The sequence below is a fragment of the Natrarchaeobius versutus genome (assembly GCF_041205745.1).
GTDB lineage: Archaea > Halobacteriota > Halobacteria > Halobacteriales > Natrialbaceae > Natrarchaeobius > Natrarchaeobius versutus.
On sequence record NZ_JBGFCC010000005.1, the window covers coordinates 50,581 to 72,259 of the forward strand.

General features: G+C 63.9%; 20 protein-coding genes. 14 read left to right on the top strand and 6 right to left on the bottom strand.

Going from position 1 to position 21,679, the window contains the following annotated elements; all coding sequences use genetic code 11:
* Positions 1-23: 23 nt before the first annotated feature.
* From AB7C87_RS12375 to AB7C87_RS12400, 6 genes are all read left to right on the top strand, one after another.
* Positions 24-1,196 carry an ABC transporter substrate-binding protein gene (locus AB7C87_RS12375; RefSeq protein WP_369729777.1) on the top strand — a complete coding sequence of 391 codons (1,173 nt, stop codon included), beginning with the start codon at positions 24-26 and terminating at the stop codon, positions 1,194-1,196.
* A 38-nt stretch (positions 1,197-1,234) separates the two neighbouring features.
* Complete coding sequence (locus tag AB7C87_RS12380; RefSeq protein ID WP_369729778.1) at positions 1,235-2,398, top strand: ABC transporter substrate-binding protein; 1,164 nt, start codon at positions 1,235-1,237, stop codon at positions 2,396-2,398.
* A 733-nt stretch (positions 2,399-3,131) separates the two neighbouring features.
* A complete protein-coding gene (locus AB7C87_RS12385; RefSeq protein ID WP_369729779.1) occupies positions 3,132-4,349 on the top strand; it encodes an ABC transporter substrate-binding protein in 1,218 nt (405 codons plus the stop codon).
* Positions 4,350-4,506: 157 nt separating this feature from the next.
* Positions 4,507-5,433 carry a DUF7551 domain-containing protein gene (locus AB7C87_RS12390; RefSeq protein ID WP_369729780.1) on the top strand — a complete coding sequence of 309 codons (927 nt, stop codon included), beginning with the start codon at positions 4,507-4,509 and terminating at the stop codon, positions 5,431-5,433.
* Entirely contained in the window at positions 5,430-6,233 is an 804-nt protein-coding gene (locus tag AB7C87_RS12395; RefSeq protein ID WP_369729781.1) for a DUF7260 family protein, read from the top strand. Before AB7C87_RS12390 ends, AB7C87_RS12395 begins: the two co-directional genes overlap by 4 nt.
* 103 nt (positions 6,234-6,336) lie before the next feature.
* Positions 6,337-6,750 (top strand): metal-dependent transcriptional regulator, encoded by a 414-nt coding sequence (locus AB7C87_RS12400; RefSeq protein ID WP_369729782.1) that lies wholly within the window; start codon positions 6,337-6,339, stop codon positions 6,748-6,750.
* 51 nt (positions 6,751-6,801) lie between these two features.
* On the opposite strand, the gene dpsA is transcribed toward AB7C87_RS12400, so the two are convergent.
* Positions 6,802-7,347 carry a DNA starvation/stationary phase protection protein DpsA gene (dpsA, locus tag AB7C87_RS12405; RefSeq protein WP_369729783.1) on the bottom strand — a complete coding sequence of 182 codons (546 nt, stop codon included), beginning with the start codon at positions 7,345-7,347 and terminating at the stop codon, positions 6,802-6,804.
* Positions 7,348-7,592: 245 nt separating this feature from the next.
* Here dpsA and AB7C87_RS12410 point away from each other — a divergent pair, with 245 nt between their 5' ends.
* The 4 genes from AB7C87_RS12410 (at position 7,593) to argS (ending at position 12,676) form a co-directional block, all read left to right on the top strand.
* A complete protein-coding gene (locus AB7C87_RS12410; protein WP_369729784.1) occupies positions 7,593-8,549 on the top strand; it encodes a succinylglutamate desuccinylase/aspartoacylase family protein in 957 nt (318 codons plus the stop codon).
* 1 nt (position 8,550) lies between these two features.
* Positions 8,551-9,726, top strand: coding sequence for a threonine synthase (locus AB7C87_RS12415; protein WP_369729785.1), 1,176 nt, complete (start codon positions 8,551-8,553; stop codon positions 9,724-9,726).
* 285 nt (positions 9,727-10,011) lie between these two features.
* Positions 10,012-10,860 carry a DUF7344 domain-containing protein gene (locus tag AB7C87_RS12420; protein ID WP_369729786.1) on the top strand — a complete coding sequence of 283 codons (849 nt, stop codon included), beginning with the start codon at positions 10,012-10,014 and terminating at the stop codon, positions 10,858-10,860.
* Between the two features lie 40 nt (positions 10,861-10,900).
* Positions 10,901-12,676: an arginine--tRNA ligase gene (gene argS / locus AB7C87_RS12425; RefSeq protein ID WP_369729787.1), complete on the top strand. Its 1,776-nt coding sequence runs from the start codon at positions 10,901-10,903 to the stop codon at positions 12,674-12,676.
* Between the two features lie 91 nt (positions 12,677-12,767).
* Here argS and AB7C87_RS12430 read toward each other — a convergent pair whose 3' ends face one another.
* Positions 12,768-13,298 carry a DUF8159 domain-containing protein gene (locus tag AB7C87_RS12430; protein WP_369729788.1) on the bottom strand — a complete coding sequence of 177 codons (531 nt, stop codon included), beginning with the start codon at positions 13,296-13,298 and terminating at the stop codon, positions 12,768-12,770.
* 570 nt (positions 13,299-13,868) lie between these two features.
* Positions 13,869-14,741: a cell division ATPase MinD gene (gene minD, locus AB7C87_RS12435; protein ID WP_369729789.1), complete on the bottom strand. Its 873-nt coding sequence runs from the start codon at positions 14,739-14,741 to the stop codon at positions 13,869-13,871.
* Positions 14,742-14,912: 171 nt separating this feature from the next.
* On the opposite strand from minD, the gene prf1 reads away from it, so the two are divergent.
* From prf1 to AB7C87_RS12455, 4 genes are all read left to right on the top strand, one after another.
* Entirely contained in the window at positions 14,913-16,172 is a 1,260-nt protein-coding gene (prf1, locus tag AB7C87_RS12440; RefSeq protein ID WP_369729790.1) for a peptide chain release factor aRF-1, read from the top strand.
* A 125-nt stretch (positions 16,173-16,297) separates the two neighbouring features.
* The gene (locus AB7C87_RS12445; protein ID WP_369729791.1) at positions 16,298-17,710 is read left to right on the top strand and encodes a CARDB domain-containing protein; all 1,413 of its coding nucleotides are present in this window, start codon (positions 16,298-16,300) and stop codon (positions 17,708-17,710) included.
* A gap of 570 nt (positions 17,711-18,280) precedes the next feature.
* Positions 18,281-19,045, top strand: a complete 765-nt coding sequence (locus tag AB7C87_RS12450; RefSeq protein ID WP_369729792.1) for a hypothetical protein — start codon at positions 18,281-18,283, stop codon at positions 19,043-19,045.
* A gap of 106 nt (positions 19,046-19,151) precedes the next feature.
* On the top strand, positions 19,152-19,685 hold the full coding sequence (locus tag AB7C87_RS12455) for a dihydrofolate reductase family protein (RefSeq protein ID WP_369729793.1): 534 nt from the start codon (positions 19,152-19,154) through the stop codon (positions 19,683-19,685).
* Between the two features lie 492 nt (positions 19,686-20,177).
* Here AB7C87_RS12455 and hisH read toward each other — a convergent pair whose 3' ends face one another.
* From hisH to AB7C87_RS12470, 3 genes are all read right to left on the bottom strand, one after another.
* Positions 20,178-20,843: an imidazole glycerol phosphate synthase subunit HisH gene (hisH, locus tag AB7C87_RS12460; RefSeq protein ID WP_369729794.1), complete on the bottom strand. Its 666-nt coding sequence runs from the start codon at positions 20,841-20,843 to the stop codon at positions 20,178-20,180.
* Positions 20,844-21,068: 225 nt separating this feature from the next.
* Positions 21,069-21,194 carry a hypothetical protein gene (locus AB7C87_RS12465; RefSeq protein ID WP_369729795.1) on the bottom strand — a complete coding sequence of 42 codons (126 nt, stop codon included), beginning with the start codon at positions 21,192-21,194 and terminating at the stop codon, positions 21,069-21,071.
* A 138-nt stretch (positions 21,195-21,332) separates the two neighbouring features.
* Positions 21,333-21,647, bottom strand: a complete 315-nt coding sequence (locus AB7C87_RS12470; RefSeq protein ID WP_369729796.1) for a HalOD1 output domain-containing protein — start codon at positions 21,645-21,647, stop codon at positions 21,333-21,335.
* Positions 21,648-21,679: the final 32 nt, after the last annotated feature.

Consider the following 21,679-nt stretch of genomic DNA (forward strand, 5'->3'; position numbering starts at 1 on the left):
TTGTTTAGGTTAGCCTAAATCCTATGCGTGGATGTACGATGCGATACGAGGCGCCGACCCGCCGGGAGACGATCACCTACGGTGGGGCCGTCGTCGGGAGCGGGTTGATCGCCGGCTGTACCGGCAGTGAACGCGAAGACACACGGACCTCAGCCCCGGTTTCCGACGAGAACGGTGAAACGGACGACGGCCGCGAGGTGTGTCTCGAGCCGGTCGGCTGTCTCGAGTTCGAGGGGCCTCCCGAGCGCTACGTCACGTACAAGGAGTCGACCGCCGAGATGGCGATCCTCGCGGGCCACGGTGACGGGCTGGCCGGCATCGATCGACCGACGGAGGGTCTCGCGACGCTGGACGAACTGTTTTACGACGAGATTCCCGGCCTCTCGATCGATCCGGCCGGGATCACGAACATCCGCGCTGACGGCGAGAACGTCGACAAGGAGATCTTCTACGAGATCGACGCCGACCTTCACCTGATCGATCCCAACGAGGCGGCGTTTCGCTTCGACTGGAGCGACGACGACCTCGCGGAGATCGAAGAGCACGTCGCCCCATTCTTCGGGCACTCGAACCGGCGGTACACATACGACTGGCAGGACGGCTACGAGGTGATCGACCTCCTCGATAACTTCGAGCGGATCGCCGCCGTCTTCGGCGCTACAGACCGCTACGAGGCCTTCCGGGAGGTCCACGATCGAATGCTCGAGCGGATCGACGAGGTGACGCCGGACGAAGATCCGGAGATCGGTCTGCTCAACGGCGGTTCCGATGCGCGGACCGGGACGTTCTACCCGCTTTCCCCCTCGAGCGCGGGCTACGAGATGCGCCAGTACCGGACCATCGGCGTTACGGACGCCTTCGCGGACGTCGACGTCGGCGACGGCGAAGCCGACTACGAGACGCTGCTCGACGTCGATCCCGAAATCATCGTCTTTCACTGGGACGTCCTCTCTTCCGAGGAGGAGTTTCGAACCGAACGGCTCGAGCCGATGCGCGATCACCCCGTCGGCGGGGAGCTGACCGCGGTGAAAAACGATCGCGTCTACCCCGGCGGGACGGCCGAACAGGGGCCGCTTACGAACCTCTTCCAGACGGAACTGCTGGCAGCACAGCTGTGGCCGGCGGAGTTCGGCGACGTGGAACTGTTCGACCGTCAGCGGGTGGCGGAGATCGTAACCGGAGAGATCGATCGATGAACGACCACGAAACGACTCGATACGACCTACCAGCACCAATGACCGACGAAACGACTCGATACGACGTACCGACGCGCAGAGAGACGATCAAATACGGCGGCGCGGCCGTCGGCGGTGGATTGTTGGCCGGCTGTACCGACGATTCGCCCCCCGAGCCGACCGAGGTGGATGGCGAGACCGCGGATTCGGACGAGGCGGCGACCGATGACTCGGGATACTCGGTCACGATGGAGCCGGTCGGCGAAGTGCGCTTCGAGGACGTGCCGGAGACGTGGTTCCCGTTTACCGGCGACTACGCGGATATGGGCGTCGCGCTCGGACAGGGCGACGGATTGGTGGCGATCGGCATCCGGGAGCGATTCGCGACGCACTTCTACGAGGAACTTCCCGGTGTGTCGGTCGACACCGACTCGCTCGTCCAGCTCTGGCAGGACGGCACCGACAAGGAACTCTTCTACGAACTCGACGCCGACGTCCACGTCATCGATCCGAACTTCATGATCAACCGGATCCAGTGGGAGCGAGCGGATATCGATGAGATCGAAGCGCACGTCGCCCCGTTTTTCGGGAACACGATCTTCTCGGGGAGCTATCCGTGGCAGGACTACGAACGGTACACGCTGTACGAGGCGTTCGAAAAGCTAGCGGCCGTCTTTCGGGAACGCGAGCGCTACGAGGCGTTCGAACGACTCCACGACGAGGTGCGCTCGGAGATTCGCTCCCGGCTCCCCGACGAGCGCCCGGAAATCGCCGTGGTGCTCCCGCGCTCGGACCCGCCCGAGACCTTCATCCCGTTCGTCATCGACTCGGGAACGAGCTTCAAACAGTGGCGCGACCTGCGCGTCGAGGACGCGCTCGCGGAGAGCAACGTCCACAACTTCCACGAATCGCGCGGCGAGATCGACTACGAGACGCTACTCGAGGTCGACCCCGAGGTGATCGTCGTCCGCCAACAGGGCGAGGTGACGAAAGACGAGTTCGAAGACGAGTTCGTCTCGTACATGAACGACCACGACGTCGCCCGGGAACTGCAGGCGGTCGAACACGGCCGCGTGATCCGCGGTGGCGCACCACAGCAGGGTCCGATCGTCCACCTGTTCCAACTCGAGCAGGCGGCTCAGGATCTCCACCCGGACGTCTTTACTGAACCGGAGCTGTTCGACCGTCAACGGGTCGCCGACATCGTAACCGACGGGCGCTGAGCCGCTCGAGAGCGGCCATCGTCGAGATATAGGAACAACTGAAACGATTCACACACTGATCGCCGAACTCACGGGTCACTGGGTTCCCCGCTCGCTATTCCGCGGTTCTCACTCACTCACTCCGCTCGCTCACGGGTCGTTCCTCCCCGCTCGCATTCCCGCGGTTCTCGCTCATGGTTCGAAAATCGAAGATTTTCGTCATCACGAACGACCAGCGGTCGTTCGAACGACTCCGTTTGCTCACGGGTCACGTTCGTTCCCCGTCTGCTCACGGGCACAGCGTGCCCGTTCGCATGGTTCGCGGGATCTTTGATCCCGCGCTATTCGCTTTCCCGCGGTTCTCGCTCACTTCGTTCGCTCACGGGTCGTTCCTCCCCGTTCGCATTGACGCGGTTCTCGCTCATGGTTCGAAAATCGAAGATTTTCGTCATCACGAACGACCGCTGGTCGTTCGAACGACTCCGTTCGCTCACGGGTCGTTCCTCCCCGTTCGCATTGACGCGGTTCTCGCTCACTCCGTTCGCTCCGAACCGCGCTCGCTCCGAACCGCGCACGCTCCGAACCGCGCTTTTCGTCTGGCTACAGGTGTGCAATGACGTTCAGTGGCTACTATAACCCACCAGCCCTCGATCACCGGCGTCTGCGACGTCCGTCGGCAGTCTCGTACAGACTGGGGGTTTCGGCCTGCCTAAAAATCGAAGCAATTATACTTTTTTAGGGAGGCCTAAATAGTATGGTCGACCACGAAGCACACGGAACGCCGACGCGGCGGGAGTACGTGGCGTACGGCGGGACGATCGTTGGCGGAGGATTCCTCGCCGGCTGTACCGGAACCGGCGAGGTCACGGACGACGGCGGATCGTCGACCGGCGGCGTCGACGAACGGGAGGGGGCGGCGGACGAAGGCGGCAGCTCCAACTCGTATTCCGTTTCGATGTCGCCGGTCGGCGAGGTAACGTTCGAATCGCCGCCGGAGACGGTCTTCACGCGGTTGACCCACCACGCGGATATGGCGTTCGCGCTCGGTCGCGGCGACGGTGTCAACGCGATGCACGCGCCCGACTACTACGACGCGCTGTGGAATCAGTTCGTCGAGCGCCTCCCCGGCGTCTCGCTGGACTGGTCGGGGCTGTACTCCTCGTGGGAGCCGGACAAGGAGATGCTCTACGAACTCGACAGCGACGTCCACCTCGCCGATCCCGCATCGATGTCCGCGCTGGATGGCTGGGGGCGCGACGACATCGACGAGATCGCCGACGCCGTTTCCCCCTGGTTCGGAAACTCCCTGAGCGATCGCCATCAGGAGCCACCGGCGGACTGGGCCGACGGCTACGAGTACTACACGCTCTGGGAGCAGTTCGAACTCGTGGCCGAAGCGTTCCAAGAACACGCCCGGTACCGCGAACTGACGGCGATCCGGGAGACGCTTCTCGAGACCATCGAGGCGGACCTGCCGGCGGCGGATCGGCCGACGGTGGCACTGGCCGGAATGAGCGACATCGAGAGTATCTACGTCTACACTGCCAACGCGCCCGGGTTTCTGACCGCGCACCTCAGACCGTTCGATCCCGTCGACGCTTTCGACGACGCGGTTTCTTCCGGCGAGCAAGTGGACATGGAGGCGGTGCTCGAGGCCGATCCGGACGTACTCTTCGTGCTCGGCGGGATGACGCCGAGTACGGATATGGCTGCCATCCGAGACGATCTGCGCGATCATCCCGTCGGTGGGAACCTCACCGCGGTACAAAACGGTCGGGTCTACGCCCAGGGAACGCGGTATCAGGGGCCAATCCTGAACCTGTTCCAGCTCGAGATGACCGCAAAACAGCTGTATCCGGACGCGTTCGGAGAGTGGCCGACCTACGAGGAGGGGCCGTATCCGGAGATTCCGGCGGACGAACGGCTGTTCGACCGTCAGCGCGTCGCGGACGCCATCAACGGGGAGATCTGATATGGAAGGATGTGTCGGTGCAGTGGCAGTCGACGCACGACCGGTCCGCTCGAGCGCCGTCCCCACAGCGGAGCCGGATTCCGTTGGATCGACTCGTCGGCCGACAACCGGAGTCCCGGTTCGGTCCTGCCGTCGAGTACGGCGGTGGTGACGACCGATGACTGGACCGACGCTCTGTGCGATCCGAGAAGTCGTCGCCGCGCTCGCGACGACGGGCGATCGATACTCTATCGTCTGTGGTCGAACCGGTATCAGACCCGTTCCCGCCGAACGGACCTCCTTCGGGAGCAAAGCGGCCGCTCGAGTCGCCGCGTGGGCGACCGAACGGTATCGGGCGACGGTGGCGCAGTACGATCCGTACGCGCCGCAGTACGACGTGATCGTCAGCGAACGTCCGGTGTGCGGTTCGGGTCCGAAGAACTCCGATCGATCGACGGTCGAGGGATCGGACGCGACTCGACCAGGGCCGAACCGCTCGCAGATCGGAGGCGATGCCAGCGCGCTGGTCGAATACTGTCACGCCGTCGGCGGTGGCGCCCTCGAGGCGGCCGCTCCCTACGACGGCCTCACGGAGACCATCATGGAGGCGTATTTCGACCGCGCCGGCACGGTCCCGAATGCTGAGACGCTGTGTGTCTGCCTGCTCGAGAGCATCGCGTTCGAACTCGACGCCCGACTCGACTTCGACGATCGGGCGTCGGTGCTGGCCGCCGCGGCCGCCGGCACGTCGACTGCGACGCCAAACCACGTTGCGGACGATCCGCTCGAGGAGGCGCTGTGGACGATTCGGTCGGTTGGCTTGCTCGAACACGCCGCGATCGAACGGCGCCGAGTGGACGAGGAGACCGGCGAACGATCGTGGACGATCAAGGTTGGTGGTGGTCCACTCGAAGGCCCGACCGACCGTTCGGTGGCGCTCCCCATCGTCTTCGAGTGTTCCGCTACGCTCCCGCGTCGATCGGTGTCGGTTACCAGCATCGAGCGCGTCGGCGACTCGACCGCCACGCCGTGGCGGCTTCGACTCCGGACGACCGCGGCGACCACTCGTCGGGATCGTCGCCGAACTCGAGGTGAGACCGCATGAGAGCTGTGACGCCGACGCACGCCGCGCTCGAGCGCGTCGAGGCCGAGCGAAAACACGTCGGTCGCGGGCTGGACGCGTACGATCGGTTCGCCGCCGACGTGCGCGAACTGGCGTCGGCCTCGTCTGGCACACACTCCGAAAGGACCCTCCCCGATGGAGCCGGACAGTCACTGGCTCTGCCGGGCGCTCGTTCGGGTCGCCGGGACACCGACGGATTAGCCGAGCTCCGGTCGGCGTTTCGCGAGACGGTTCAGCCCTTCGCCGTCGCCCATCACGATCGAGTCGACTCGAGTCGAGATGCGATCGGAGAGGAACTCGGTGACGAACTCGCCCCGGCGCTCGAGTCGACAGCGTCCGGGCCAATCTCGCCCGCGCTGAAAGCGACAGTTCTGTCGGCCGCCGAGCGGCGACGGATCGAGCTTCGGACCGTCGAACGTGCACTCGCGACCGAGGAGGCGTCGTTACAGGACGTCCTCGAGTGCATCGAGGGGGTCGCCGACTGGCTCGTCGATGCGGACCGAACGCCGCTGAGTGCGTTGGACTTCACGGCGCTCTCCGAGCGCCACGAGACGTTACGATCGCATCACGATCGGTGCGAGACGGCCGTTTATGACCGCCAGACCGTGATACGTGGCCGGACGGCTCGCGGGACCGTCGTGGTCAGCCACCGTTCGCTCGTCGACCGCCTCTATCGAAGGCTCTCGAGTCCCCATCCGGCGTTGTCGACCGTCGTTCGAGTCGCGGACGTCTGTCGAGAGTGTCGACGAATCGTCCGCGATCACCTCGTTAGACGCACATGAGAGGACGTGGTTCACCGGAACGCACCCGAAACCGAGCCCGATCGACGGCCTCATCCGGCAGGGTCGATTCGTTTTCGCGGTCCGGTACGGGACTGATGGGGCGATGACCGGGGCGCCACAGTACCTGCTCGTCGTCTACGCCGCCCACCGCAACGGGCTGGACGTCGTCCCGCCCGGTCACGTCGCAGACGCCCTCGGAACGGCGCCGTCGACGACCACCGAAGCGTTTCAACGGCTCGCGGATCGCGGGCTGGTCGAGTACGAACCGTACGACGGAGTGGTGCTTACGGCCGACGGCCACGAGACGGCAGAAGAACTGTTCGAAGCGTACCTGACGCTCTCGCGGTTCTTTCGTGACGTCCTCGAGATCGACGATCACGACCGGGAGGCGATGATAATGGCGGGAGCCGTCGGTCGGCAGGTCGTCGATCGGCTCGCTACGACGGTTCTCACGGAAGATGTGTCGCCAGATTGCGTCGATCCCGCGTCCGCTCTCCCGCTCGTGGACGAACCGTAATCCGCAGTCGGACGAGAGCGGATCAACCTCGAGTCGGAGGAGTCGACCGATTCAGTGCGTCGCGTCCTCGAGAACGAGCGTATCGTCCTCCAGGTAGTGTTCGATGTGGTGTGTGTGTTCCTCGATGGTCTCGAGTTGTTCGCGGAGCATCTCCTCCGTCGCGTAGTCGCCGAGGTTGTCGGCGAGTTCGATGTGTTCGCGGTAGCTCTCGATGATGTCGCCCATCATCTCGAGGTCGTTTGCGAGCGAGGTTCTGACGTCGTAGACGTCCTCGTCTTCGGGTTCGACGGTCGCGTTCTCGGCGAGCGTCGTCATGCTCGCGTGTGGAACGCCGCCAAGCGCCTGCAGGCGTTCGGCGAGATCGTCCGCGGCGTCCTCGACGTCCTCGTAGACCTCCTGGAGGAAGACGTGGAGTTCGAGGAACTCGGCGCCCTCGACGTTCCAGTGGTGTTTGTGAAGCTGGTGGTAGAGGACGTACGCGTCCGCGAGATCCGTGTTCAGCGCGTCGACGATCTGTTCGGCCTTTCCGGGATCGAGTCTGAGCGCGTTTTCCTCGACCGTACCCGCTTCCTGTCGGACGGTTTTCTGCGTGTTCATCACGGTTCTCTCTCGAGCGCCCATCGTCTTAAAACTTATCAAAATAACTATATTTTTCGTGTCGCCTAAAACTCCGGCGCGCTTCGAGGCAGGTCGGAAGCGGTTTCGATCGACAGTACTAGCGTCAACTCACATTCAATAACCTGATGACGTGTTCGATCGAACTCATTATCACCGGTCTCGATCGGGTACCGTCGGCGACGACAAAGGACAGTATAAAGACCAACCGGTCCGTCGTGGGTGACATGACGACGCTCGGAACGGCGAGCGCGGAGCCCGGCGAGGTCGACACGGGCCGTCTCGAGGTCGGCGAAACCCGAGATGGGAGTCCGTTCGGTCTCCCCGTCGCCGTCATCAACGGCGCCGAGTCGGGGAAGACCCTCTATATGCAGGCGGCGAGCGACGGCGACGAACTCAACGGCGTCGGCGTCATCAGTCGGGTCGTCCCTCGACTCGATCCCGCCGAACTCTCCGGAACGATCCTGATCGTCGGGATCGTCAACTACCACGCGTTTCAGGTCGCCGAACACCGCAACCCGGTCGACGATACGAAGATGAACCGTGCCTATCCCGGCAACGAGAGCGGGACCTCGAGCGAACGGATCGCCGCGGCGACGTTCGAGGCCGGAACCCGCGCGGACCTGATCCTCGATCTCCACCAGGGGTCGACCAGCCGGATGATCGACGAAGTTCGCGTCAGGTGTGGGAAACGACACCGCCTCTACGACGACTGTCTCGAACTCGCGAAGGCGTTCGACTGTGGCTACGTTCTCGACCAGAAGGGCCCCGACGGACAGCTCGCACGCGCGGCCCCGGACGAGGGCGTGCCGACGGTCGATCCCGAACTCGGCGGCTGTGTCGGGTGGGACGAAGGGAGCATCCGGAAGGGGGTCGACGGCGTGTTCAACGTACTCACCTACTACGGCTTTCTCGAGGGCACCCTCGAGTTGAACAGACAGACGCGAGCGAACAGCTTCGAACAGTACGGCGCACCCGGTGGCGGACTCATCCGAATGAAAAAGAACCTCGGCGAACGGGTGACCCGCGACGAGGTGCTGTTCGAGGTGACGACTCCATTCGGCGAACCGAAAGAGACCGTCACCGCCGACAGCAACGGGATCCTGTGGCGGACCCGCAGACTCCCCCAAGTCGCAAGCGGCGAGTACGTCTGCTCGGTCGGCACCGACGTCGACTCCTACTGAGATGTCATCCGATCTCATCTGCCCGGCCTGCGGGACGACCTACGAAGCCGGCCCCGACGAACCCTGGCGCTGTGCGTGTGGAACTCCACTCGAGTTCGTCGACCGACCGTACCCGAGTGGCGACCCGCTCCCGCTGTCGCGACTCGACACGAGCGAGGGGCTGTGGACGTTCTTCGAGTTTCTCCCGATCGAACAGCACGTCACCTTCTTCGAGGGCTTTACGCCGCTCGTGGACGCACCCGGCTGGGACGCCTCGTTCAAACTCGAGTACGTCTTCCCGACCGGCTCGTTCAAAGACCGCGGCGCGACGACGACGCTCTCCCGGGCGGTCGAACTCGGCGTCGAAAAGGTACTCGAGGACTCCTCGGGCAACGCCGGCGCATCGATCGCCACCTACGCCGCCCGTGCCGGCATCGAAGCCGATATCTACGTCCCCGCGGACGTCACGCAGTCGAAGCTAATGGCGATCCAGCGAGCAGACGCCCGCCCGGTCCGGGTCGAGGGAAGTCGAGGAGACGTCACCGACGCCTGTCTCGAAGCCGTCGAGGGCGAACGCGACGAGTCGACGGCGGGCGAACGCGACCGCGGCGAAGCGGAAGACGATGGGGCACCGTTCCAGACCGGCGAAGGATGGTACGCGAGTCACGCCTGGAACCCAGCGTTTTACGCGGGAACGATGACGTTCGCCTTCGAGGTGGCGGCCCAGCGCGGCTGGACTGTCCCCGACGCGCTCGTCTTGCCGATCGGTCACGGAACGCTCTTTCTGGGCGCCTACCGGGGGTTCTCGTTGCTCACGGAGGCCGGGATCGTCGACGAGATGCCGCGACTGCTCGGCGCACAGGCCGCGGGTCACGCGCCGATCGTCGAGGCACTCGGCCGCGACCCCCTCGGCGAGGACGGGGTCGAAGCCGACATCGCCGAGGGCATCCAGATCGCGGCGCCCGCTCGCCGAGAGGAGATTCTCGAGGCGATCGAGTCGACCGACGGCGACGTCATCGCACTCGGTGACGACCCCATCGAGAGCGCGCTCGACCGACTCCACCGCGACGGCTTCTACGTCGAACCGACGTGTGCGGTCGCACCGGCGGCACTCGAGGAGTTTCGCGAGGACGGCGTGCTCTCCGTCGACGAGGACGTCGTCGTTCCGCTGACCGGGAGCGGACTGAAGACGCTGTGAGCGGTCGAGTTTGGAACCGGCTGGCACCCGGTCTTCGACGCACTCACAGCAGTCGCGTGACCTGCGTCCCGTTTCGTACGGACTGCTTGTACCGACGTATCGGCGCGGCCGCGTCCCATCACCGAGTCGCGCTGGAACTGACGTCCAGCGGATCGTATCGATCGAGTAGGGAGGTTCACACGACCGACAGACGCTATTCCATACCGACCAATCCGGACGATGATTTAGTTTCGCGCGACGCTAATTGAGTATCATCTTTAATTATTGTGGTCCCGTGGACCGCGTATGTGCTCGCTCGACGAACGGGTGGTGCGTTTGCTTACGGACGGAACGAATCGAGCGGTTCTCGAAGCACTCGAGGACGCGGATGGCCCGCGTTCGATCGACGAACTGGCCACGGAACTCGTCGCCCGGGAGGCGTTCGTCATTGACGCACTCGAGTACGACGAGCGTATCGAGCGCGCCCGAATATCGCTCTATCACGTTCGGCTGCCGAAACTCGACGAGGCGGGGCTAGTCGAGTACGACCGGGAGACGAACGTCGTCTCCCGGGGAACGCTCGCACCGGTCGCCGTCCGGTGGGAGGAGATCGAACTGGTCGACGAGTTGCTCTCGCGATTCGAGACGGGATCGACCGAAGACGAGCGCAAGATCGGCGTTCTCGAGGGTCGAAACGAGGTCTACGAGTACGCGCGCGAACTCGCAGAACGGGCGGACGAGGAGCTGTTTCTGATCTACACGTCGGGGGAGCTACTCGACGAGGAGTGTCTTCCCCACGCCGAGCGGGCGATCGATCGTGACGTCGACTTTTATGCCGGGGCGAAAGATCGGTCCGCTCGGCAGTTTTTCGCCCGACAGCTTCCGGAGGCGACGATCTGGGAACCGCAACTCGACTGGCTGCACGACTCGACCCGGCCACCCACGATCAGCCGACTCGTCTTCGCGGATCGTGAGACCGTCGTCGTCGGCCTCTGGGAGAACGGGGCCGACGGGACGAAAACCGAGATCGGAATGGTCGGGGACGGGCGGACGAACCCGCTCGTGACCCTCGTCCGCGAACTGCTCGGCCCGCGACTCGACCACCTCGATTACCAGAGCGAGCAGTTCCTCGACGGGCTCCCGTTCGAATCGTGAACCCGACATTCCTTTAGTCGCCCCCTGAATACGGGCGAGTATGTTCCTGTCTTTACGCGCGGAGGTCGAGGACGCCCTCGAGGGGGCACTCGCCGAACTCGAGTTCCCGACGGACGATCTCGGGATCGAAGAACCGCCCGAGGACGTCGAGAGCGTCCTCGCCTCGAGCGTTGCGTTTCGACTCGCGAGCGAGGCGGGTGCGCCGCCCCCACAGGTCGCAGGCCAGGTCGCAGAAGCGATCGACGCGAACGAACTGAGCTACGTCTCCGAGATCCAGACACAGGGTCCGTACCTCAACTTCCTCCCGAGTGAGGTCTACTTCGCGAAGACGCTCGCGGCCGGCACCGACGAAACGTACGGCTCGCTCGCCGACCGCGACGCGTCGCTCGTCGTCGAACACACGAGCGCGAACCCGACCGGACCGGTCCACGTCGGCCGAGCGCGCAACCCGATCATCGGCGACGCGGTCGCGAACCTGCTGGATTTCGCCGGCTACGACGTGTCTCGCCACTACTACGTCAACGACGCCGGTCGCCAGATGGCCGTCTTCACATGGGCCTACGAAACCTTCGACGCCGAGGACCTCGAGGGCGAGCCCGAACGCGACCGCATCGAGTACGACCTCGTTCGCTACTACCGGAAAGGGAATCGCTTCCTCGAGAACGCCGCCGAGCCCGAGGTCGAAGCGGCCGAAGCCGAGATCGATTCGATCATGCAGGGACTCGAGGCCGGTGACGAGGAGACCTACGAGCGGGTCAGCGAGGTCGTCGACCAGGTGCTCTCGGGGATGAAGACGTGCCTCGGTCGGCTCCCTGCGGAGTTCGACGAGTTCGTCAAGGAGACGCGTTTCATGCGCGACGGCTCGACCGACGACGTCGTCTCCAGACTCAAGGACCTCGACGACGCGGTCTACGAGGAGGAAGCCTGGCAACTCGACCTCGAGGAGTTCGACATCGAGAAGAACCTCGTCTTCTTGCGCTCGGACGGTACCTCGCTGTACCCCACTCGCGACCTGGCCCACCACGAGTGGAAGTTCGACAACTACGACCGCGCCGTGACGGTGCTTGGCGAAGACCACAAACTTCAGGCCCGACAGATCGACGCAACCCTCGAGTTGCTCGGCAACGACACCGACCAGCTCGAGCAGGTGCTTTACTCCTACGTCAACCTGCCGGAGGGGAAGATGTCGACCCGGCGGGGAACGGGCGTCGACTTAGACGACCTGCTCGACGAGGCGATCGACCGCGCGCGAGAGGAGGTCGAGACCAGGCTGGACGACCGCATCCGCGACGACGACTTGGACGACGCGGACGTCGAACGCATCGCCCACCAGGTCGGGATCGGCGCCGTTCGCTACGACATCGTCTCGAAACAGCCGACGAAGGCGATCACGTTCGAATGGGAACGCGCACTCGATTTCGAGGCCCAGTCCGCGCCGTACGTCCAGTACGTCCACGCCCGCTGTTGTGGCATCTTAGAGGAAGCCGGCTTCGACGTCGAAGCGGGCGAGTTCCCCGAGACCGACGTCGACGCTGACCTGCTCGAGACGCCGGCAGAACGAGCCCTCCTCGAGACGATCGCACGACTGCCCGCGGTCGTCGACGAGGCCGCCGACGATCTCGAGCCCCACCAGATCGCGACCTACACGCGGGAGTTCGCCGACCGGTTCAACGCGTTCTATCGCGAGTGTCCGGTGTTGAGCGACGGCGTCGACCCCGACCGCCGAGAGGCTCGACTCGCGCTCGTCACCGCCTCGAAACACACGGTCGCGAACGCGCTGTCGATTCTCGGCGTCGCCGCGCCGCGATCGATGTAGCCTCGACAGCCGTTTTCGCGGGTGACACTGATCGGATCGACGTTCGGAAAGAAACAGCGAGCCGCCGTTTTTCGGAACCGATCGACGGCGCTTACTCTTTGGAGTTGACGATCTTGTTCTTGAGTTCCTCGCGGGAAATCTCGTCCTCGAGGTAGTCGAGCAACCACTGGACGTCGACGGCCAGGCCGAGTACGTGCGCGCCGTCGTGTTCGATGTACAGCTCGACGATCTCGACGTCGCGCTTGAACCGGTCCGGATCGGCGATCGCGTACGCGAGGTCGTGTCCGACGACCTCGAGTTCTTTGTACAACTCGTCAGTGTCGGTGGTGTCGGTTTCGACGCCGACGCTGACGGTACCGTGGTCGTGCGTGACGTCGGTGACGGTCACCTTGTCACTGCCCGTCTCCACGTCGCCTTCGAATCCGGGTATTTCGTCGTCATCGTCGTCATCGTCGTCGTATCCGTCGTCGTACCCGTCGTCATCGTCGTATCCGTCGTCGTCATCGTCGCCGAACGAGTCGGGGTCGTCGTCGGTTTCTTCGTCGGTTTCACTACTGGAACAGCCCGCGAGCACGGTTGCGAGGACGGCTCCACTGCCGAGGAGGATTTTTCGTCGCTCCATGCTCGAGCGGTCGAGAGACGTCCGGATTAGTAATTAGCTCGTACCCCGGATACCCAAAACCGTTCGTTCACCTCGATTTATTTCTATACGATCCGGCGAGAGTCGATGTCTGAGAAGCGTGTTTTCTCGGTATTGGACGGAAAACCGCGCCAAATCACGTTGGATTCGAACACGTTCTGGAATCGACGACCGTCTCGAGGTCCGAGTAGTCACCAGTTTCGATAGAAGTCGTCGTTTCGACGGGGGAAAGGGGCATTCCAGGCACCTCCTACCGAGACAGTAGTGAGAGATCACCCCCGCTGTGACGGGAGTCGACGGATACCGCTCGAGGTCACGGACGGGCGACACACAGACGGCTTGCTGTCCAGACCTGTCGACGCGACCGCATTCGCGTCGCGATCGGACTGAAACCGGCCGACAGCGGCCCGTTTCATACGGATTGCTGTCCCGATGTCCCGGCGGTGAGTCGAACCGTGTGAGACGAGTCTCAGTGGAGGAGTGCAGCGAGTCCACCGTTGCAACCGCCGCACGGGTCACGGTTGCGCCGGAACTGACTGACAGTGAACCGTATCAGTTATCGGATTCCGCCTCGGTGATCGCACTCGAGACGTCGTCGTGTCCGGCTTCTCGCTCGCTCGCCGTCGGCTGTGGGTCGGGTTCGGAGCCCGACTCGTCGGCGTCGTCGGCTTCGGGCTGGTCGGCTCCGTCCTCGTCAGCGGACGTCGTGGGAACGTCGATGCCGGAGAGATCGGCGGCCAGTCGTCGGTACGCCGCGGACGCAGAGCTCTGTGGGTCGTAGACGACCAGCGGCGTCCCCGCACAGACGCTCTCGCGTGAGGTGGGGTCTTCGGGGACGGTCCCGAGCAACGGAATCTCGAGTTGGCCGGCGATCTCGTCGTAGCTGATGTCGCTGTTCGGGTGGGTACGGGTGACGACGAGTCCGGCGATCTCACCACCGGCGCGGGCGGTCAACTCGACGGTTTTCTGTGAATCCTGTACTGCGGCCGGTTCGGGCGTCGAGACGACGACGACCGAGTCCGCGAGGCCGAGCGGAAGGACGGTCTCGTGGCTAACGCCCGCGCCGACGTCGAGAAAGACGAAGTCGTAGGTCGACCGAAGTTCATCGACGACGTCACGGAGTCCTTCGGGGGAGGTCTTCGCGTACTCGTCTAGGTCGGTACCGCTCGGAACGGCGACGATGTTATCCGCCAACCGGTAGGTCGCGTCGGCGATCGACGCATCGCCTGCCAGTACGTCGTGAAGCGTCGTCGCGTCCGGGGTTAGACTGACGAACCCCGCGAGGTTCGCCATCCCCAGATCGGTGTCGACGATCGCCACGCGCTCGCCCGCCTGTGCGAGCACCGTTCCGAGGTTAACCGTCGTCGTCGTCTTACCGACACCGCCTTTCCCGCTCGCGATAGCATAGACAGTCTCGTGGGACATACTCGGATACTGTCCGGACAGTGGAACGGCTAGACCTTAAATCGTCACCTCGTCGCGAGGCTGTCCCCTTTCGACCGCGGATCTCCCCGCCGAGGCCACACACCAACCCAGCGACGCCGTACGCGTGGCGTGTCAAAGAATACTTACCCGCCGCACCGCTTTGTACGGCCAATGAGCCAGGAGGGCGAGCAGGAGCAATCAGACCGGAAGAAATACGAGTTTCGGAAGGTCATCGAGGATCTCAAGAACTACGACGGTTCTGGCACGCAGCTCGTGACGATCTACGTTCCCGACGATCGACAGATCAGCGACGTCGTCACCCACGTCACCCAGGAGCACAGCGAAGCGGCCAACATCAAGTCCAAACAGACCCGGACGGCCGTCCAAGACGCCCTGACGAGCATCAAAGACCGGCTTCGATACTACGATACGTTCCCACCCGAAAACGGGATCGTCCTGTTCTCGGGCGCCGTCGATTCGGGCGGCGGCCGAACCGAGATGGTCACGAACGTCTTGGAGAGCCCGCCCCAGCCCATCGAGTCCTTTCGCTATCACTGTGACTCCGACTTTCTCACCGAGCCCTTAGAAGAGATGCTCGCCGACAAGGGCCTCTACGGCCTGGTCGTCCTCGACCGACGCGAGGCGAACGTCGGCTGGCTGAAGGGCAAACGCATCGAACCCGTTAAATCCGCTTCCTCGCTCGTCCCCGGTAAACAGCGAAAGGGTGGCCAGTCCGCCCAGCGATTCGCCCGCCTGCGCCTCGAGGCGATCGACAACTTCTACCAGGAGGTCGCAGGGATGGCAAACGACCTGTTCGTCCCGCGGCGCCACGAACTCGACGGGATTCTCGTCGGCGGTCCCTCCCCAACGAAAGACGAGTTCCTCGATGGCGACTACCTCCACCACGAGATTCAGGACAACGTGATCGGCAAGTTCGACGTCGCCTACACCGACGAGTCCGGACTGAAAGATCTCGTCGACAACGCGGAGGACGCGCTGGCCGACGCCGAGGTGATGAAGGACAAACAGCAGATGGAGGAGTTCTTCGAGGAACTCAACGCGGGCGATCTCGCCACCTACGGCTTCGAACAGACTCGACGGAATCTGGTGATGGGGGCGGTCGACCGCCTGCTGATCAGCGAAGACCTTCGGAAGGACGTCATCACCTACGACTGCGGCGAGTGTGGAAACACGGATCGAGAAGTCGTCGACCGGCGCAAGTCGACGCCAGGACACACCTGTACCGACTGCGGCGCCGACGTCGAGGCGACCGAGGAGGATCGCGAGGACGCCATCGATCACCTCATCGAGATCGCCGAACAGCGCGGAACGGAGACGAAGTTCATCTCCACCGACTTCGAGAAAGGCGAACAGCTCTACAACGCCTTCGGCGGCTTCGCCGGCATTCTGCGCTACAGCACGGGCGTCTAAACGCACTGCTCTTCGATTCCCGCAAGTAGGCTCGCCCACGGATTCGGTGCTCGCGGTCGAAATCGGTCGTTTCTCCCGTAACGGTCTCTCCCGCTTTTCAGTTCGGACTCCCAGCAAAGCCGGGTATGCCAGATCGAGCGTTCGGCCGACGAGCCATCCTCGAGGGGGTCGCAATCGGCGGGGTCGGATCGCTTCTCGGAGCCGGCGGCGTCGCCGGCGGGATCGAACGCCGCACACGACGAGCAACGGCGTCCGCCCTCGAGCGACGCCACCCCGTCGCGAGTGAGCTGACGGTCGCTCCCGGATCGACGATGTTGTTCGAACTCGAGGCGCCGGTCGGATTCGAGCCAGGGGACGTCGAATGGGGCGGCGACGGAGAGACCGGCGGCGGCGGAACGCCGCTTGCGACCGACTACGAGTACGCGGCCGGGGTTCCGGCGACGTTTCGGACGTTCAGCTCGACGGGAACCCACCGCGTGACCGCAATATATGGGGCGAACGAATCAACCGCGTGGACGGTACGCGTCGACCCCGACGGCACACGATCGCCCGAGATCGATCTCCGATCCGAGCCAGGCGACGGCGAGCGGGTCGGCGTCGACGACCCCGTGACGTTTACGGCCGAGTCGTCGGCTCGAGACGGGACCCTCGAACGTCTCGTCTGGGTCGAAGGCCAGAACATGACGGTCCCGGACGTGACCGACCTCGAGGGCGATACCGACAGCGCGACGCTCGTACGTGAGCCGCCGGGCTGGACGAGCGCCGGCTATCCGACCATCGCCCTCGCCATCTCCGAAACGGGTGTGGTGAGTGACGCCGCGCGCGTCGACGGGCCGGAGATTCGTCCACCGCTCGAGGTTCGGATCGTCGAGACGAACGATCCCGTCCCCGCGGGCGAGACGCTCGAGGTCGTCGCCGAGGTGGAGAACGTCGGCGGCATAATGATGGTCGGTGATCCGACCCAGGAACTCGAGTTCGTCGTCGGCGAGGACCCCGAGGTCGTCGACGCCCGGACGGTCGCCGTCGACTGGCCGGAGACCGAACGGGTTACGTTCGCGTTCGAGACGTATCCGGTCGAGCGCGACGACCGGTTTCCCGTCCGCGTCGTCGGTGCTGACGACGCCGACGACCGGACCGTCGAGGTGACGGGGCGGGACGGCGCGGGCCCCGGATCGGACGTGGACGTGACGATTCTCGAGACCAACGCACCCCTCGAGGCGGGGGAGCGACTCGAGGTCGTCGCCGAGGTCGCAAACGCTGGAGCCGAACCGGTCAGCCGTGCGGTGGCGCTCGTCGTCGGGCACGATCCCGAGACGGTCGATTCGGCCACCGTGGCGCTCGAGGCCGGCGAGCGCGAGACGGTTCGTCTGGGCTTTCGGACGTACCCCGCGGCGCGGACGACCGAGTTCCCGGTCGTCGTCGACGCGGGCGACGACTCGGACGAACGCTCGGTTCGGGTGCGGGGAACGGTCGACGAACAGCATCGTCCGAGCCACCGACTCGGTGATACGGGGCGTGTTTCGTGGCACTTCACGTAGAACCACTGCGAGTAGGGTCAGCGAAACGGCTATTGCTCCTCGAGTAACCGGTCCCTATTCACGCGACCGATTCCGACCGCGAATACGACAACGCAGTATCCCACAGGAGTGAGATTCCCGACGTTGAACGCGCCACTGTAGCCGTTTCTGGTCGACCGAAAGAGTGTATAATAAATAGTTTGACGGTGTATTATGGGTCAGACTGCTGCCCGATTTCGTGAACTCATGCTGATGATGGCTGGTCTCCAAATCACCGTCGTTGGCGCTGCCTTCGATTCTCCGATCTTGGTAGTAAGTGGTGTTTTGGTTACCGTTTTCGCATCCGGATACGAACTCGATCGGTGGTTGAACGATCGCTGACGTTCAATATCCACTCCGGTCGCTCCGTTCCCGGATTGAACCAGGTCTCGCGTCCACGTATTCGCGTGTGCACCTACTCCGAAACGTTCGCGTGCTGTGACGATCTCGCATCACGAATCGGGATCGTCTGCAACGACTGACCCTCTTCTCGATCGATCGTTTGCCACAACAGAAGGGTTATGCCGGTAGTCTCGTATTACTCCTCGAGCAATGGACGACAGTCCGTCCGCCCCCGCATCGTTCGACGATCCACGAATCACCGAACAGTTCTATCGCCAACTCGAGGGGCCTGCGGGGACCCTCACACTCCTCGGGGTCGTCCACGACCACCCGGCGAGCGTCGCCCGCGTCGAGTGCGTCCTCGGGGCCGTTGATCCGGACGTCCTCGCGCTCGAGTTACCGCCGGCCGCCCTCCCGCTGTACCGCACTTACGCCGCCGACGGGGACGAATCCGGCCCCCCGCGATTCGGCGGTGAGATGAGCGCCGCGATCAGCGCCGCACCCGACGCGGACGTCGTCGGCATCGACGCCCCGAACTGGTCGTTCGTCCGGCGACTGGTGACCCGACTGGTCGCCGACCGCGTCTCGCCCGCGACGGCCCGCCGGGTCGTCTCGAGTCTCGGCGGTGCGACCCGGGAAGCGCTGACCTGCCGGGTCGCCGCCACGCTGACCCACGCCACCTCGATGACGGTGACGCGGGACGATCCGATCGAATACGGCTGTACGCCTACGGATCCGCCGGAGCGCCAGGCGGTCCACGAGCGATCACACGTCGCCACCGTACAAGCCCTGCTCGGCGGCGTCGAGGCGGACGGGACCGCGCTGGCCTACCGGGACGAAACCCGCGAACGGTGTATGGCCGACCGTCTCGAGGACGTTCGCACCGAGGGCGACGTCGTCGCCGTCGTCGGCGTCGACCACCTCGAGGCGCTCGAGGCGGCGCTGTCGACGGATGCGACGACCGACTCGAGTTGAGAACGACCGACTCAGCCGTTCGAACGGATTGTGCCATCCGCCGTCCGCACATATCGTGCGACCTCCAACCGGGACACTACTTCTCTACCGGCGACGTAAGGGTCGGATGGACGGAGAGATCGTTCTCTACATCGCGGTGAGCGTCGACGGCTACATCGCCAGCGAGGACGGTGGCGTCGAGTGGCTCGAGGAGTTCGAGTCGGCCCCCGAAAACGAACACGGTGGCTACGAGGCGTTCTTCGAGAGCGTCGACGCACTCGTGATGGGAGCGACGACGTACGAACAGGTGCGTTCGTTCGGCGAGTGGCCCTACGAGGACAGGCCGACGTACGTTCTCACACGCCGAGATCATCCACCTGGGCCTGAAGGGGTCCAGTTCGTCGACGACGAGGTGACGGCCCTGGCCGCCCGGGAGACAGCCAAACACGACCGAATTTGGCTCGTCGGCGGTGCGACGGTGGCTCGAGCGTTCCTTCGAGCGGGACTGGTCGACGAACTCCGACTGAGTATCGTTCCTCGTCTCCTCGGTTCGGGGATTTCACTCTTTGGTGACGATGGGGCGGCGATGAGGTTGAAACTGATCGAATCGACGACCGCCGAAAACGGCATCCTCGAGCTTCGCTACGCGGTCGGGGGCTGACTTACTCGGGGGAGGGAGACTCACTCTCTGGGACTGACTCGTGCGGTCACTGGTGTTCGAGTAGTGGTTGCCGCTCGAGCGCGTCTCGTTACTCCGACCGCGAGGGGATCGCACGGTCGTTGTATAATATCAGCTGAAACGATTCACACACTGATCGCACAGCTCACGGGTCGTTTCTCCCCGTCGTCGTCGCGGTTCTCGCTCATGGTTCGAAAATCGAAGATTTTCGTCATCACGAACGACCAGCGGTCGTTCGAACGACTTCGTTCGCTCACGGGTCACGTTCGTTCCCCGTTCGCCGTTCCGCGGTTCTCGTTCATGGTTCGAAAACCTTCGATTTTCGTCATCACGAACGACCGCTGGTCGTTCGAACGACTCCGTTCACTCCGAACCGCGCTCGCTCCCAACCGCGCTCGCTCCCAACCGCGCTCGCTCCCAACCGCGCTCGCTCCCAACCGCGCTTCCATCTGGCGACCAGGTGTACAATAACGTTCAGCGGCCACTATGGTGGGTTTCGGCGTACGCCACGAAGTTCTCGAGGATGCGGAGGCCGAGCGGGCCACTCTTTTCGGGGTGAAACTGCGTTCCCATCACGTTGCCGGCTTCGTTCGCGGCGATGGCGGCGAACTCGAAGCCGTACTCACAGGATGCGACGGTGTGAGAATCGATCGCCGACCCGTACGAGTGGACGAAGTAGACGTATGCCTCGTCGTCGTCTGCTCGTTGGACTTTCGGTCCACCGCTGTCGACGCCCGCGACGATCGGGTGGTCGCGCTCGATCGCGAGCTGGTTCCAGCCCATGTGGGGAACTTTCACGTCGTCGTGGGGAAGCCGTTCGACTCGCCCGGGGATGAGATCGAGGCCGTCGATCGTCTCGCCGTCCGGGGCACCCTCGGTGCTCTCCGTAAACAGTAGTTGCAACCCGACACAGATGCCGAGAATCGGCGTATCCGCGGCCGACTCGACGAGCACGTCGTGAAACGGCTTCGAGTTTCGAACGCACTCCTCGAACGCGCCAACGCCGGGGAGGACGAGTGCCGTCGCGTCGGCGATCTCCGCCGGATCGTCCGAGACAGCGACCGTCCCACCGGCGCGCTCGAGCCCTCGCCGAAGGCTTCGGAGGTTTCCGACGCCGTAGTCGATGATCGTTACGTTCACGCCCGCAGTTCGAAGTGGGCTCACAAATCCTTACCCATTCGTGCGGTTCGTCCCGATCAACTGGCCACCCGGTCGATCGACGAGGTCTATCGGAGCGCATCCGTTTACCGTAACTCGAGGCGAGACGGAGAGCCGATAGTCGGGACGGTGATCCGGTGATCGGGACGGAGAGTGGACGAACACGAGTTCGTCGGCATCGGCCGCGGTGGAGCCTTCCGCGTATCGCTACGGAGGGGCGCCGAACAGGACGTTCACGAGCCCGAAGTACGCGACGACGGCGATGACCACGACGGCAATGGCGAGCCCGAACGAAACGAGGAACTGGATTGTCTTTCGAAATGGGAGGACCATACGGAGTGAACGTCGTCTGTCCACAAATGATTTTCTCGAATGGTCCCGTGAAATGAAGTTCACGAACGACTGTCGTTCGGCTTCGCCGATACGTTCGAGTGAGGGGCGATACGGGACGGTTTCCCTGCTAAGCGTTCGTTACGGGCGGGACGGCGGGTCGATCAGTATCTCGCCGTTCCCGTGGACCGTCACGTAGTGGTCGTGGACGACGAACGAGAGCGTCGCGCCAACTCGAGGGGTTCCGTCGTGGCGCGGTCGAAAGAGCGCGTCGAGTGCGTCGGGATCGACGGAATCGTACAGCGAGATGCGGCTATCGGTCGGGTCGACGCCGATACAGTCGGCGAGTGCGTGGACGATCGTCGTACTGAGCGTTGCGGGTCCGTTCGGGTCGTGAAACGCGCGATACACCGATGGAGGGCGGTGTCGCGAAGCGGGGGATCTGTGTTCGGTCATACCAGTTCGTCTTCCTCGGTCACTCGGAAGTC

Coding starts and splice junctions, on each gene's coding strand:
- AB7C87_RS12400 (WP_369729782.1), top strand. CDS start 6,337: ATGACCGGGGCGCCACAGTACCTGCTCGTCGTCTACGCCGCCCACCGC.
- AB7C87_RS12380 (WP_369729778.1), top strand. CDS start 1,235: ATGACCGACGAAACGACTCGATACGACGTACCGACGCGCAGAGAGACG.
- AB7C87_RS12410 (WP_369729784.1), top strand. CDS start 7,593: ATGACGACGCTCGGAACGGCGAGCGCGGAGCCCGGCGAGGTCGACACG.
- dpsA (WP_369729783.1), bottom strand. CDS start 7,347: ATGAACACGCAGAAAACCGTCCGACAGGAAGCGGGTACGGTCGAGGAA.
- AB7C87_RS12395 (WP_369729781.1), top strand. CDS start 5,430: ATGAGAGCTGTGACGCCGACGCACGCCGCGCTCGAGCGCGTCGAGGCC.
- AB7C87_RS12375 (WP_369729777.1), top strand. CDS start 24: ATGCGTGGATGTACGATGCGATACGAGGCGCCGACCCGCCGGGAGACG.
- AB7C87_RS12455 (WP_369729793.1), top strand. CDS start 19,152: ATGGACGGAGAGATCGTTCTCTACATCGCGGTGAGCGTCGACGGCTAC.
- AB7C87_RS12415 (WP_369729785.1), top strand. CDS start 8,551: ATGTCATCCGATCTCATCTGCCCGGCCTGCGGGACGACCTACGAAGCC.
- argS (WP_369729787.1), top strand. CDS start 10,901: ATGTTCCTGTCTTTACGCGCGGAGGTCGAGGACGCCCTCGAGGGGGCA.
- AB7C87_RS12390 (WP_369729780.1), top strand. CDS start 4,507: ATGACTGGACCGACGCTCTGTGCGATCCGAGAAGTCGTCGCCGCGCTC.
- AB7C87_RS12465 (WP_369729795.1), bottom strand. CDS start 21,194: ATGGTCCTCCCATTTCGAAAGACAATCCAGTTCCTCGTTTCGTTCGGG.
- AB7C87_RS12445 (WP_369729791.1), top strand. CDS start 16,298: ATGCCAGATCGAGCGTTCGGCCGACGAGCCATCCTCGAGGGGGTCGCA.
- minD (WP_369729789.1), bottom strand. CDS start 14,741: ATGTCCCACGAGACTGTCTATGCTATCGCGAGCGGGAAAGGCGGTGTC.
- prf1 (WP_369729790.1), top strand. CDS start 14,913: ATGAGCCAGGAGGGCGAGCAGGAGCAATCAGACCGGAAGAAATACGAG.
- AB7C87_RS12450 (WP_369729792.1), top strand. CDS start 18,281: ATGGACGACAGTCCGTCCGCCCCCGCATCGTTCGACGATCCACGAATC.
- AB7C87_RS12470 (WP_369729796.1), bottom strand. CDS start 21,647: ATGACCGAACACAGATCCCCCGCTTCGCGACACCGCCCTCCATCGGTG.
- AB7C87_RS12420 (WP_369729786.1), top strand. CDS start 10,012: ATGTGCTCGCTCGACGAACGGGTGGTGCGTTTGCTTACGGACGGAACG.
- AB7C87_RS12385 (WP_369729779.1), top strand. CDS start 3,132: ATGGTCGACCACGAAGCACACGGAACGCCGACGCGGCGGGAGTACGTG.
- AB7C87_RS12430 (WP_369729788.1), bottom strand. CDS start 13,298: ATGGAGCGACGAAAAATCCTCCTCGGCAGTGGAGCCGTCCTCGCAACC.